The sequence below is a fragment of the Variovorax sp. W1I1 genome (genome assembly GCF_030815625.1).
GTDB classification, from domain to species: Bacteria; Pseudomonadota; Gammaproteobacteria; order Burkholderiales; family Burkholderiaceae_C; genus Variovorax; species Variovorax paradoxus_C.
In genome coordinates, this window is sequence record NZ_JAUSWZ010000001.1 from 1,558,661 (window position 1) to 1,571,969 (window position 13,309).

Here is a 13,309-nt window from a genome sequence, read left to right on the forward strand (position 1 = left end):
TCATGACTGCTTCACATACCGCGGGCGGACTCTCGCGCCCGTCCAAGCTGGCTTCCGCGCCGTTCTCGCTCAAGGATTTTTTGGGCAGCTTCATGCTGTTCGAACTGTTCAAGGGCCTGGCGATCACGGGCAAGTACGCCTTCGCCCGCAAGATCACGGTGCAGTTCCCCGAAGAGAAGACGCCGCTGTCGCCGCGTTTCCGCGGCCTGCACGCGCTGCGTCGCTATGAAAACGGCGAAGAGCGCTGCATCGCCTGCAAGCTCTGCGAAGCCGTCTGCCCGGCACTGGCGATCACCATCGAATCCGATGTGCGCGACGATGGCTCGCGCCGCACCACGCGCTACGACATCGACCTGACCAAGTGCATCTTCTGCGGCTTCTGCGAAGAGAGCTGCCCGGTCGACTCGATCGTGGAGACCCACATCTTCGAATACCACGGCGAAAAGCGCGGCGACCTGTACTTCACGAAGGACATGCTGCTGGCCGTGGGCGACCGCTACGAAAAAGAAATTGCAGCGAACAAGGCGGCCGACGCCAAGTACCGCTGATCCGTCCAGCCCGAAACCCGTACCCACTCGAATTCCAATGGACGTCAAGACCGGTCTGTTCTATCTGTTTGCCGCGGTGCTGCTGTTTGCAGCCTTCCGCGTCATCACCGCCCGCAACCCCGTGTACGCCGCGCTGTACTTGGTGCTGGCCTTCTTCCAGGCTTCGGCCATCTGGCTGCTGCTGCGCGCGGAGTTCCTCGCGATCTCGCTCGTGCTGGTGTATGTCGGTGCCGTGATGGTGCTGTTCCTCTTCGTCGTGATGATGCTGGACATCAACGTCGACAGCTTGCGGCAGGGCTTCTGGAAGCACTTCCCGCTCGCGGCGGGCGTGGGCGCGCTGATCGCGCTCGAAATGGCGGCCGTGCTCTTGGGCGGCTTCCGCCTGGGCGAAGCACCGCGCGCCATGGCGGTCACCTCGCCCAACACCTCGAACACGATGGAGCTGGGCAAACTGCTCTATTCCGAGTACCTCTATCCGCTGGAAATCGCCGCGGTCATCCTGCTCGTGGCCATCATCGCCGCTATTGCACTGACGCTGCGCACCCGCAAGGACAGCAAGTACACCAACCCGTCGGACCAGGTGCGCGTGAAGGCACGCGACCGCGTGCGCATCGTGCAGATGCCGGTGACGCGCGCGGCGGAACCCGTGGCGGAAGCAGCACCTGCAGCATCGGCTGAGGCGGCAAAGGAAAACAAGGCATGACGCTCACGCTCGGACACTTCCTCTCGCTCGGCGCGATGCTCTTCGCGCTGTCGGTGATCGGCATCTTCCTGAACCGCAAGAACCTGATCGTGCTGCTGATGGCCATCGAGCTGATGCTGCTGGCGGTCAACATGAACTTCGTGGCGTTCTCGCACTACCTGGGCGACATGCACGGACAGATCTTCGTGTTCTTCATCCTGACGGTGGCTGCTGCCGAGTCGGCCATCGGCTTGGCCCTACTGGTCCTGCTGTTCCGCAACAAGTCGAACATCAACGTCGACGAGCTCAACTCGCTCAAGGGTTGAAATCAACATGAGCGCAACCCTTTCCGCATCCACATTGCTGGCCGTGCCGCTGGCACCCCTGGTCGGCGCCGCCCTCGCGGGCGTCTTCGGCACCAAGTTCGGCGGCAATCACATCGGCCGCAAGGTCACGCATTCGCTGACCATCCTGGGCGTTCTCGTCGCCTTCATCATCTCGGCCATGACGCTTAAGAGCGTGGTGGTCGACGGTGCCCGCTTCAACGCCACGCTCTACGAATGGATGATCGTCGGCGGCCTGAAGATGGAAGTCGGCTTCCTGGTCGACGGCCTCACGGCCATGATGATGTGCGTGGTGACCTTCGTGTCGCTGATGGTGCACATCTACACCATCGGCTACATGGAAGAAGACGACGGCTACAACCGCTTCTTCTCGTACATCTCGCTGTTCACCTTCTCGATGCTGATGCTCGTCATGAGCAACAACATGCTCCAGCTGTTCTTCGGCTGGGAAGCGGTGGGCCTGGTGTCGTACCTGCTGATCGGCTTCTGGTTCAACAAGCCCACGGCCATCTTCGCGAACATGAAGGCCTTCCTGGTCAACCGCGTGGGCGACTTCGGCTTCATCCTGGGCATCGGCCTGATCGCCGCCTACGCCGGCACGCTGAACTACGGCGAAGCTTTCGCCAAGGCGAACACGTTGGCCGGCATTACCTTCCCGGGCACCGAGTGGATGCTGATCACCGTGATCTGCATTTGCCTCTTCATCGGTGCAATGGGCAAGAGCGCGCAGTTCCCGCTGCACGTGTGGCTGCCTGATTCGATGGAAGGCCCGACGCCCATCTCCGCGCTGATCCACGCAGCGACGATGGTGACGGCCGGCATCTTCATGGTGGCGCGCATGTCGCCGCTGTTCGAACTCAGCGACACAGCCCTGAGCTTCATCCTCGTGATCGGCGCCATCACCGCGCTCTTCATGGGTTTCCTCGGCATCATCCAGAACGACATCAAGCGCGTGGTCGCGTACTCCACGCTCTCGCAGCTGGGCTACATGACGGTGGCGCTCGGTGCCTCGGCCTACTCGGTCGCGGTGTTCCACCTGATGACGCACGCGTTCTTCAAGGCACTGCTGTTCCTGGGCGCGGGCTCGGTGATCATCGGCATGCACCACAACCAGGACATCCGTTGGATGGGCGGCGTGCGCAAGTACATGCCGATCACCTGGATCACTTCTCTGATCGGTTCGCTCGCGCTGATCGGCACGCCGCTGTTCTCGGGCTTCTACTCGAAGGACAGCATCATCGAGGCGGTGCACGAGAGCCACCTTTGGGGCGCGAACTTCGCCTACTACGCGGTGCTGATCGGCGTGTTCGTCACGGCCTTCTACTCGTTCCGCATGTACTTCCTGGTCTTCCACGGCAAGGAACGCTACGACCAGAACCCGGACGCTCACCACGACGACCACGCCCACGATGCGCATGGCCACGACGATCACGGCCACGGCCATGACGCTCACAAGCCGCACGAATCGCCCTGGGTGGTCTGGCTGCCGCTGGTGCTGCTGGCGATCCCGTCGGCGCTGATCGGCTTCTACACCATCGATCCGATGCTGTTCGGCGAGTTCTTCAAGGGTGCGATCTTCGTCGACGGCACCAAGCACCATGCGATGAAGGAGCTGGAAGAGGCTTTCCATGGTCCGCTGGCCATGGCAAAGCACGGCCTCACGGCCATGCCCTTCTGGCTGGCGTTGGCCGGCGTGGTGCTCTCGTACTACATGTACATGATCAACCCGGCGCTGCCGGCCGCGATCAAGCGCGCATGCAGCCCGATCTACAACCTGCTCGAGAACAAGTACTACCTCGACTGGATCAACGAGAACATCCTCGCCCGCGGTGCGCGCCTGCTCGGCACGGGCCTGTGGAAGGGTGGCGACCAGGCCCTGATCGACGGTGCCATGGTCAATGGTTCGTGGAAAGTGATCGGCCGTATCTCCAGCGTGGTGCGCTGGGTGCAGTCGGGCTACATCTATCACTATGCCTTCGCGATGCTGCTCGGCATCTTCATCCTGATGACGTACTTCGTCTGGTTCAAACGCTGAGCCCGAACGCTGGAGAAAAAGAAAAATGGGTTTGTTGAGCCTTGCCATCTGGGTGCCGATCGCATTCGGCGCCGTGCTGCTGGCGTTTGGCCGCGAAGAGCATGCCAAGGGCGTGCGCTGGGTCGCGCTCGTCGGTGCCATCGTGAGCTTCCTGGTCACGGTGCCGCTGTTCACGCGCTTCCAGAACGGAACCGCCGCCATGCAGTTCGTCGAGAAGACGAGCTGGATCTCCCGCTTCAACGTCAATTACCACATCGGTCTTGACGGCCTGTCGCTGTGGATGGTGCTGCTGACCTCGTTCATCACGGTCGTGGTCGTCATCTCGGCCTGGGAAGTGATCACCGAACGCGTGAACCAGTACATGGGCGCATTCCTGATCCTGTCGGGTTTCATGATCGGCGTGTTCTCCGCGCTCGACGGCATCCTGTTCTACGTGTTCTTCGAAGCCACGCTGATCCCGATGTACCTGATCATCGGCATCTGGGGCGGCCCGAACAAGATCTACGCGGCGTTCAAGTTCTTCCTCTACACCTTGCTCGGCTCGCTGCTGATGCTGGTGGCGCTGGTCTTCCTGTACAACAAGTCGGGCGGCAGCTTCGACATCCTGGCCTGGCACAAGCTGCCGCTGGGGTCGACCGCGCAGACCTTCCTGTTCTTCGCCTTCTTCGCGGCCTTCGCCGTCAAGGTGCCGATGTGGCCGGTCCACACCTGGCTGCCCGACGTGCACGTCGAGGCGCCCACCGGCGGCTCGGCCGTGCTGGCTGCGATCATGCTGAAGCTGGGTGCCTACGGCTTCCTGCGCTTCTCGATGCCCATTGCTCCCGACGCATCGCACGAATGGGCCTGGCTCATGATCGCGCTGTCGCTGATCGCGGTGATCTACGTGGGCTTGGTTGCACTGGTGCAGCAGGACATGAAGAAGCTGGTGGCTTATTCGTCGGTCGCCCACATGGGTTTCGTGACGCTCGGCTTCTTCATCTTCAACGAGCTGGGCGTGTCCGGCGGCATCGTGCAGATGATTGCCCACGGCTTCGTCTCGGGCGCCATGTTCCTGGGCATCGGCGTGCTGTACGACCGCGTGCACTCGCGCCAGATCGCCGACTACGGCGGCGTGGTCAACACCATGCCCAAGTTCGCCGCGTTCGCGCTGCTGTTCGCCATGGCCAATTGCGGCCTGCCGGGCACCGCCGGTTTCGTGGGCGAGTGGATGGTGATCCTGGGTGCCGTGAAGGCCAACTTCTGGATCGGCCTGGGGGCAGCAACCGCGCTGATCTTCGGCGCCGCCTACACCCTCTGGATGTACAAGCGCGTGTACCTCGGCCCGGTCGGCAACGACCACGTCAAGGAACTCACCGACATCAACGCCCGCGAGTTCCTGATGCTGTCGCTGCTGGCGATCGCCGTGTTGTGGATGGGCCTGTATCCGAAGCCTTTCACCGACGCCATGGACGCTTCCGTGACCGAGCTGCTGCGCCACGTGGCAGTTTCGAAGCTGCCCTCCTGATGCCACGCTGAAGACAAGAGAACGAGATGATTGACAAACTCAGCTGGGTCACGATCTACCCCGAAATCGTGTTGCTGGTCATGGCCTGCATCATTGCGCTGGTCGACCTGTCGGACACGAGCCCGCGCCGCACCCGCACCTATGTTCTGACGCTGCTCACGCTGCTGGTGGTGGCGGTGCTCACCGGCATGGCCGCACTCGACGGCAAGACCTCGTACGGCTTCGGCGGCATGGTCGTGAGCGACTCGATGGGCAACTGGCTCAAGTGCTTCTCCACCATCGCCCTGATGGTCACCCTGGTCTACGGCCGCCCCTATGCGGCCGATCGCGAGATGCTGCGCGGCGGCGAACTGTTCACCATCAGCATGTTCGCGCTGCTGGGCATGTTCGTGATGATCTCGGGCAGCAACTTCCTCTTGATCTACCTGGGCCTGGAACTGCTCACGCTCTCGAGCTACGCGCTCGTGGCGCTGCGCCGCGACAACGCGGTGGCCAGCGAAGCGGCGATGAAGTACTTCGTGCTCGGCGCGATGGCCAGCGGCTTTCTGCTGTATGGCCTGTCGATGATGTACGGCGCGACCGGCTCGCTCGACCTGAACGAAGTGTTCAAGGCGATCTCGACCGGCAAGGTCAACCACCAGGTGCTGGTGTTCGGCCTCGTGTTCATCGTGGCTGGCCTGGCGTTCAAGGTGGGGGCAGCGCCTTTCCACATGTGGGTGCCCGACGTCTACCAGGGCGCGCCCACGGCCGTCACGCTGCTGATCGGCGCCGCGCCCGAGTTGGCCGCCTTCGGCATCATCATCCGCCTGCTGGTGGACGGCCTGCAGCCGCTGGCCATCGACTGGCAGCAGATGCTGGCCGTGCTGGCCATCGCCTCGCTCCTGATCGGTAACCTCGCCGCCATTGCGCAGAGCAACCTCAAGCGGATGCTGGCCTACTCGACCATCTCGCAGATGGGTTTCATGCTGCTGGGCCTGGTCGCGGGTTCGGACCTGTCGGGCACGCAGAACGCGCAGGCGGCCTACAGCGCGTCGATGTTCTACATCGTGACCTACGTGCTGACCACGCTGGCGAGCTTCGGCATCATCCTGCTGCTGGCCCGCGAAGGCTTCGAGAGCGAAGAGATCACCGACCTGGCCGGCCTCAATCAGCGCAGCCCGCTGTACGCCGGCGTGATGGCCATCGCGATGTTCTCGCTGGCGGGTCTCCCGCCGCTCGTTGGCTTCTACGCCAAGCTGGCCGTGCTGCAGGCGCTGATTGCCTCGGGCCAGGCGATCTACATCGGTCTGGCGGTGTTCGCCGTGATGATGTCGCTGGTCGGCGCTTTCTACTACCTGCGCGTGGTCAAGGTCATGTACTTCGACGCACCGGTCACGGCCACCACCGTGTCGGCGTCGTTCGACGTGCGCACCGTGCTCGCGATCAACGGCGCGCTGATCCTGATTCTCGGCGTGTTGCCCGGCGGTCTGATGACGCTGTGCTACGAGGCCATCGCGGCCACGCTGGCCCACTGACGCGGCCGGCCCACGGTGTCGCAAACCGCGTCGGTCTGGGTCGTCCTGCTGGTGGCGCTCCTGGCCGCCAACCTGCCGTTCTTCAACGAGCGCCTGTTCGGCGTCGTGCCGCTGCCGGCAAAGCGCAAGTTACTCGCGATCCGCTTTGCCGAACTGGTGGTGCTGTACTTCATTGCCGGCGGCATCGGCCTCTTGTTCGAACGTAGGGCAGGGCAGATCTCGCCGCAAGGCTGGGAGTTCTACGCGGTGACCGGCGCGCTCTTCATCGTGCTGGCCTTTCCAGGTTTCACCTGGCGCTACCTGATGAAGCACAGGCATTGATTCACATGACTTCACCCATTGCCGACTCCCACCTGAAGGAAGAACTCGTCAGTAGCGAAGAGCTCTTCAAGGGCCGCTTCCTGCATGCCAAGCGCGACACCATCCGCCTGCCCGACGGCCACAACGCCACGCGGGAGTACGTGGTGCATCCCGGCGCGGTGGTGGTGATTCCGTTGCTCGACGATGGCCGCGTGGTGCTGGAGCGGCAGTATCGCTATCCGGTCGGCCATGTGATGGTGGAGTTTCCGGCCGGCAAGCTCGATCCGGGCGAAGACCCGCTGGTCTGCGGCCAGCGCGAACTGCTCGAGGAAACCGGCTACACCGCGCGCGAATGGGCGCACGCCGGTGCGATGCACCTGGCCGTGGCGTACTCGACCGAGATCATCCACATCTACTTCGCGCGCGGCCTCTCGCTCGGCGAGCGGAAGCTTGACCACGGCGAATTCCTCGACGTGTTCACCGCCACGCCCGAAGAAATGATCGGCTGGTGCCGCGATGGCACAGTCACCGACGCCAAGTCATTGACCTGCACCCTGTGGATGCAGAACGTCCTTTCGGGCGCATGGGCACTCGACTGGAAAGCGGCGGCGTCGCAGGGCGGCGCGGGATAATCCGCGCATGAAGGTTCTCGATCTCCGCTGCACGCACGGCCACGGCTTCGAGGGCTGGTTCGCGTCCAACGAGGCTTTCGAGACACAGCTCTCGTCCGGATTGGTCGAATGCCCGGTCTGCGGCGACACCGCCATCGTCAAGCTGCTGAGCGCGCCGCGTCTCAATCTTGGCAACGCCAAGGCGTCGGCAGCAGAAGCGGCGCCCGCTGCGGCCTCGCAGGTGCCGGCTCAACTCTCCCCCGAAGCTCGCTGGATGCGCGCCGTGCGCGAGGTCATCGCCAAGACCGAAGATGTCGGTGATCGTTTCGCCGAAGAGGCTCGCAAGATGCACTACGGCGAAGCCGAAGAGCGCGGGATACGTGGTCAGGCGACGCCCGAGCAGACCGAAGCGCTGCTCGACGAAGGCATTGCGGTGATGCCGCTGCCAATGCCCGCAGCGCTCAAAGAGACGCTGCAGTAACTCTGCTGCGGCCTGGGCTCAGGCCGTGAACTGAAGTGCGGCCAGGCGGGCGTAGACCCCGCCCTGCGCCACCAGTGCCGCGTGCGTTCCCTGTTCGACGATGCCGCCGTGGTCCAGCACGATGATGCGGTCGGCCTTCTGCACGGTCGCCAGGCGGTGCGCGATGACCAGCGTCGTGCGGCCTTCCATTGCCGACTCGAGTGCGGCCTGAACCATGCGCTCGCTCTCTGCGTCGAGGGCGCTGGTGGCCTCGTCAAGCAGAAGCAAGGGCGGGTTCTTGAGGATCGCGCGGGCAATCGCGATGCGCTGGCGTTGGCCGCCGGAGAGGCGCACGCCACGCTCGCCAAGGAAGGTGTCGTAGCCCTCGGGCAATGCCGTCAGGAAGTCGTGCGCGAACGCGGCGCGGGCGGCCGCATGCACTTCGTCGGCAGTGGCATCGGGCCGGCCGTAGCGGATGTTCTCGAACGCGCTGGCCGAGAAGATCACCGCGTCCTGCGGCACGAGCCCGATGCGGGTGCGCAGGTCGGGCAGGGCGAGCGATGCGAGCGGCGCGCCGTCGAGCAGCAACTGGCCCGATTGCGGGTCGTAATAGCGCAGCAGCAGCTGGAACACCGTGCTCTTGCCCGCGCCACTGGAGCCGACCAGTGCCACCGTCTCGCCGGGCGCGATGTCGAGGCTGAAATCGCGCAATGCCGGCGTGCCGGGCCGCGATGGGTAGTGGAAGGTCACCGCGTCGAGCTTGATCGCGCTGCCCGCGGCCGGGATCGGCGTGACCGCCGGATTTGCGGGAGAGGTGATGACAGCCGGCGCATGCAGCAGCTCCATCAGGCGCTCGGTGGCGCCGGCTGCGCGCAGCAGGTCGCCGTACACCTCGCCAAGCACTGCCGTCGCGCTCGCAAGGATCGCCACGTAGACCACGGTCTGGCCGAGATGGCCGGCAGTGATGTCGCCGCGCAGCACGGCCTGCGTGCCTTGGTACAGGCCCCAGAGCAACGCCGCCGAGGTCGCGATGATGATGAAAGCCACCAGCACCGAGCGCGCCTTGGTGCGGCGCACGGCGGTGCGGAATGCGTTCTCGGTCGAGGCATCGAAGCGGGCTGCCTCGCGCGATTCGGCGGTGTAGCTTTGCACCACCGGAATCGCATTCAGCACTTCGGCGGCGATGGCGCTCGAATCGGCCACGCGGTCCTGGCTTGCACGCGAGAGCTTGCGCACCCGCCGGCCGAACCACATGCTCGGCAGCACCACCAGCACCAGGATGCCGAGCACTTGCACCATCACGTAAGGATTGGTCCAGACCAGCACCGCCAGCGCGCCCACGCCCATCACCGCATTGCGCAGGCCCATGCTCAGCGACGAGCCGACAACCGTCTGCACCAGCGTCGTGTCGGCCGTGAGGCGCGAGAGCACCTCGCCTGTCTGCGTGGTCTCGAAGAAAGCCGGGCTCTGGTGCAGCACATGACCGTAGACCGCGTTGCGCAGGTCCGCCGTGACCCGTTCGCCCAGCCAGCTCACCGTGTAGAAGCGCGCAGCCGAGAAAAGCCCCAGCGCCACGGCCACTGCGAAGAGGGCGCCGAAGTGCTCGCGCAGCGCCATGGTCTGGGCGCCCTTGTCGGGGTTGATCAGCCCGCCGTCGATCAGGCTGCGCAACGCCAGCGGAAACGCCAGCGTCGTGATGGCCGCCATCACCAGGAAAACCGCCGCCAGCACGATCTGCACGCGGTAGGGGCGAAGGAAGGGGCTCAGCCCCGACAGCGACCGGGGCGAGCCCTTGGCCATGGAAGACGGTGGGGAGGAAGCCATGGGCGCGGATTCTACCGACCGCTGCCGCTACAAAGGCAGCCTTGACAATAATTGCCGCGGCAGCTAATATTTCGGCTCATGAGCGATGCGAACATTCCCAAGGCCTCGTCGGTCCCCGATGACGCTGTGCGTCGGCCCCCTGTTTTCTATCGGGCGGAGGACTATCGCGCCGAGGAAAGCATCGGCTACCTGATGCGCCGTATCGTCTCGGCGGTGGCCCAGTCAGTGGAAACCCGCATGTGCGAGCCTGGCGGCCCGACCTTTCCGCAATGGGTGCCGCTGTACAAGCTGCACACCGGCGCGGCGACCACGGTGGCCGAACTGGCGCGCGCCTGCGAACTCGACACCGGCGCCATGACGCGCCTGCTCGACCGCCTCGAAGCCAAGGGCCTGTGCCGCCGGGTGCGTTCGCTGGAAGACCGCCGCGTGGTCAACATCGAGCTCACCGACGAAGGCCGTGCTGCCGCCAAGGAAGTGCCTTACGTGCTCAGCCGCGTGCAGAACGAGCACCTGGCAGGTTTCACCACCGAGGAGTGGGAGCAGCTCAAGGGCTACCTCCGCCGCATCCTCGACAACGCGCAGGCCCTCGCGGCCCGTGGAGATAAAAATGAATGATTCCCTCGCCGTGCGCGCTGTGCGTCGCACTCCAGTCGTGGCAGCCGCGTTGCTGCTTGTGGCGCTGGCCGGTTGTGCCAACATGTCCGGCATCGGCTCGCAGGCCAAACTGCGCGATGCGTCGTCGCTGGGCATCGCACCCGACAGCGCCGCAACTCCCGTCTCCCGGCTCGACCGCCAATGGTGGCTCGCTTTCGGCGACACGCAGCTCAACACGCTGATCGACCAGGCCGTGGCCGGCAACCCGAACCTGCAAGTCGCGCAGGCCCGCCTCGCGCGTGCGCAGGCCTCGGCGGACATCGCCGGCGCGGCGCTCAAGCCGCAAGTGAAGGGCGACCTGGACCTGAACCGCCAGAAGTTCAACAGCAACTACATCTACCCCGCACCGCTCGGCGGCTCGACGCAGAACATCGGTCTGCTGCAGCTCGGCGCAAGCTGGGAACTCGACTTCTTCGGCAAGAACCGCACCGCGCTCGACACTGCCATCGGCGCTGCCAACGCCGCCGCGGCCGATGCCGATGCCGCCCGTGTGCTGCTCGCCAGCAACGTCGCGCGCAGCTACTTCCAGTGGGCGCGCCTGAACGACCAGCTCACCGTGGCGCAGCGCACGCTCGCCCAGCGCGACGAAACCCTCAAGCTCGTGCGCGACCGCGTTTCCGCCGGCCTGGACACCCGCCTCGAACTGCGCCAGAGCGAAGGCGGCCTGCCCGAAGCGCGCCAGCAGATCGAAGCGCTCAACGAGCAGATCGCGCTGCAGCAGCACGCGCTCGACGCGCTTGTCGGCCAGCCCAACGTGTCGGCCTCGCTCAAGCCGCCGGTGCTCGCCGGTGTCAAGCCGATGGCATTGCAGGCCAACATTCCGGCCGACCTGCTGGGCCGCCGCGCCGACATCGCCGCCGCGCGCTGGCGTGTCGAGGCCGCGACGAGCGATGTGGCCAATGCCAAGACCCAGTTCTATCCCAACGTGAACCTCACGGCCTTCGTCGGCTTCCAGAGCTTGGGGCTAGGCAAGCTGCTCAAGTCGGGCAGCGAGCAGTGGGGCGTGGGCCCGGCCATCAGCCTGCCGATCTTCGAAGGCGGCCGGCTCCGCGCCAACCTGCGCGGCAAGTCGGCCGACCTGGACGTGGCGGTCGAAAGCTACAACGCCACGGTGCTCGACGCCGTGCGCGATGCGGCCGACCAGGTCTCCAGCGCCCAGTCGATCACCCGCCAGCAGGCCGAACAGCGCGCCGCGCAAACGGCCGCCGAAGGCGCCTACGACATCGCCGTGCAGCGCTACCGCGCGGGCCTTGGCAACTACCTCAACGTGCTGACGGCCGAAACCTCGGTGCTGGCGCAGCGTCGGCTGGCCGTCGATCTGTCCGCGCGTGCGCTCGACACGCAGGTGGGCCTGGCGCGCGCCCTCGGCGGCGGCTGGCAGCCCCCGACCACCGCCACGGCATCGGCCCCGACGGCCGCAGTGAACTGAACTGACTCGACTCCCTCGTCTTCGGAAAGAAATTCATCATGAGCGACAACAACACTCCGACGTCCGCTGCACCCGCAGCCCCTGTTGCACCCGAAGCGCCCGCCGGCAACGGCAAGCGCCGCCGCGCGCTGACCGCACTGGCAGCCGTGGTGATCGTCGCCGGCGGCGGCTGGGGTCTCTACGAATGGCTGGTCGCCAGCCATTACGAAGACACCGATAACGCCTACGTGCAGGGCAACGTCATCCAGATCACGCCGCAGATCGGCGGTACCGTCATGGCCATCAACGCCGACGACACCGATTTCGTGAAGGCCGGCCAGCCGCTGGTGCAGCTCGACCCGGCCGACGCCAAGGTCTCGCTCGAACAGGCCGAGGCCGCGCTGGCCCAGACCGTGCGCCAGACACGCACGCTCTACGCCAACAACGGTTCGCTGGCCGCGCAGGTCACGCTGCGCCAGTCGGACATCGTCAAGGCCCAGAGCGACATCGCCAAGGCCCAGGACGACCTGCAACGCCGCCGCGCGCTCTCGGGCAACGGCGCGGTGTCGAAGGAAGAACTGAACCACGCCGAAACGCAGCTCGACACGGCCAAGAGCCAGCTCGCCGCCGCGCAGGCCGGCGTGGTCGCCGCCAAGGAAGCGCTGGTGAGCAACCAGTCGCTGACTGAAGGGACCAGCGTTGCGCAGCACCCGAGCGTGCTGGCGGCCGCCGCCAAGGTGCGCGAGGCCTACCTCGCCACGCAGCGCGTCGCGATGCCCGCGCCCGTCGACGGCTACGTCGCCAAGCGCACCGTGCAGCTCGGCCAGCGTGTGGCCGCCGGCACGCCGATGATGTCGATCGTGCCGCTCAACCAACTGTGGGTCGATGCCAACTTCAAGGAAGTGCAGCTGCGCAACATCCGCATCGGCCAGCCCGTAAAGCTCACGGCCGACGTCTACGGCAAGAAGGTCGAGTACGACGGCAAGGTCGCCGGCCTCGGTGTGGGCACCGGCAGCGCGTTTGCACTGCTGCCAGCGCAGAACGCCACCGGCAACTGGATCAAGGTGGTGCAGCGCGTGCCCGTGCGCATCGCGCTCGACCCCGAGCAGCTCAAGGCCAATCCGCTGCGCATCGGCCTGTCGATGGATGCCGAGATCGACATCACGTCCAAGAGCGGCAAGATGCTCGCCGACGCGCCGCGCGGCACCGCGCTCACGCAGACGCAGGTCTACAGCCAGCTGGACCGCGGTGCCGATGCCGAAGTGGACCGCATCGTCGCGGCCAACCTCGGCCGCAGCGCTTCGGCCAATGCCGCAAGCGCCACGAGCGCGACGCCCGCGAAGCATCCGGCTGCGACGCCGGCGGCCGGCGCGCAGGTGGCGGTGCAGGGCCAGCCCGGTTGATCGTTGCCCGCTTCGCTTGACA

Annotated in this window: 13 protein-coding genes; 12 read left to right on the forward strand and 1 reads right to left on the reverse strand. The window is 65.4% G+C overall.

The genetic code is table 11. The features are described from left to right. Positions 1-2 precede the first annotated feature (2 nt). From nuoI to QFZ83_RS07355, 9 genes are read left to right on the forward strand one after another with little or no spacing between them, the layout of a single operon-like run. Positions 3-548, forward strand: a complete 546-nt coding sequence (gene nuoI / locus QFZ83_RS07315) for an NADH-quinone oxidoreductase subunit NuoI (protein ID WP_013542405.1) — start codon at positions 3-5, stop codon at positions 546-548. Positions 549-585: 37 nt separating this feature from the next. Then, positions 586-1,251 carry an NADH-quinone oxidoreductase subunit J gene (locus QFZ83_RS07320; protein ID WP_307504424.1) on the forward strand — a complete coding sequence of 222 codons (666 nt, stop codon included), beginning with the start codon at positions 586-588 and terminating at the stop codon, positions 1,249-1,251. After that, entirely contained in the window at positions 1,248-1,556 is a 309-nt protein-coding gene (nuoK, locus tag QFZ83_RS07325) for an NADH-quinone oxidoreductase subunit NuoK (protein ID WP_007837741.1), read from the forward strand. The genes QFZ83_RS07320 and nuoK overlap by 4 nt, the downstream gene beginning before the upstream one ends. A 7-nt stretch (positions 1,557-1,563) precedes the next feature. Then, positions 1,564-3,609: an NADH-quinone oxidoreductase subunit L gene (gene nuoL / locus QFZ83_RS07330; RefSeq protein WP_306878830.1), complete on the forward strand. Its 2,046-nt coding sequence runs from the start codon at positions 1,564-1,566 to the stop codon at positions 3,607-3,609. Positions 3,610-3,634: 25 nt separating this feature from the next. Then, positions 3,635-5,113 (forward strand): NADH-quinone oxidoreductase subunit M, encoded by a 1,479-nt coding sequence (locus QFZ83_RS07335; protein WP_306878829.1) that lies wholly within the window; start codon positions 3,635-3,637, stop codon positions 5,111-5,113. Between the two features lie 26 nt (positions 5,114-5,139). Next, positions 5,140-6,627 (forward strand): NADH-quinone oxidoreductase subunit NuoN, encoded by a 1,488-nt coding sequence (gene nuoN, locus QFZ83_RS07340; protein ID WP_306878827.1) that lies wholly within the window; start codon positions 5,140-5,142, stop codon positions 6,625-6,627. 15 nt (positions 6,628-6,642) lie between these two features. Then, a complete protein-coding gene (locus QFZ83_RS07345; RefSeq protein WP_306878826.1) occupies positions 6,643-6,948 on the forward strand; it encodes a DUF2818 family protein in 306 nt (101 codons plus the stop codon). A 5-nt stretch (positions 6,949-6,953) separates the two neighbouring features. Next, positions 6,954-7,559, forward strand: coding sequence for an NUDIX domain-containing protein (locus QFZ83_RS07350; protein WP_306878825.1), 606 nt, complete (start codon positions 6,954-6,956; stop codon positions 7,557-7,559). 7 nt (positions 7,560-7,566) lie between these two features. Then, positions 7,567-8,019 (forward strand): DUF1178 family protein, encoded by a 453-nt coding sequence (locus QFZ83_RS07355; protein WP_307504427.1) that lies wholly within the window; start codon positions 7,567-7,569, stop codon positions 8,017-8,019. An 18-nt stretch (positions 8,020-8,037) separates the two neighbouring features. On the opposite strand, the gene QFZ83_RS07360 is transcribed toward QFZ83_RS07355, so the two are convergent. After that, on the reverse strand, positions 8,038-9,822 hold the full coding sequence (locus tag QFZ83_RS07360; protein WP_306878823.1) for an ABC transporter transmembrane domain-containing protein: 1,785 nt from the start codon (positions 9,820-9,822) through the stop codon (positions 8,038-8,040). 78 nt (positions 9,823-9,900) lie between these two features. Here QFZ83_RS07360 and QFZ83_RS07365 point away from each other — a divergent pair, with 78 nt between their 5' ends. Genes QFZ83_RS07365 through QFZ83_RS07375 form a run of 3 tightly spaced genes read left to right on the forward strand, consistent with a single transcriptional unit; the run spans position 9,901 to position 13,287 of the window. After that, the gene (locus tag QFZ83_RS07365) at positions 9,901-10,437 is read left to right on the forward strand and encodes a MarR family winged helix-turn-helix transcriptional regulator (RefSeq protein WP_013542396.1); all 537 of its coding nucleotides are present in this window, start codon (positions 9,901-9,903) and stop codon (positions 10,435-10,437) included. Next, positions 10,430-11,905 (forward strand): efflux transporter outer membrane subunit, encoded by a 1,476-nt coding sequence (locus QFZ83_RS07370; protein ID WP_307504431.1) that lies wholly within the window; start codon positions 10,430-10,432, stop codon positions 11,903-11,905. The genes QFZ83_RS07365 and QFZ83_RS07370 overlap by 8 nt, the downstream gene beginning before the upstream one ends. A 38-nt stretch (positions 11,906-11,943) precedes the next feature. Further along, positions 11,944-13,287: an efflux RND transporter periplasmic adaptor subunit gene (locus tag QFZ83_RS07375; RefSeq protein WP_307504434.1), complete on the forward strand. Its 1,344-nt coding sequence runs from the start codon at positions 11,944-11,946 to the stop codon at positions 13,285-13,287. Positions 13,288-13,309 lie beyond the last annotated feature (22 nt).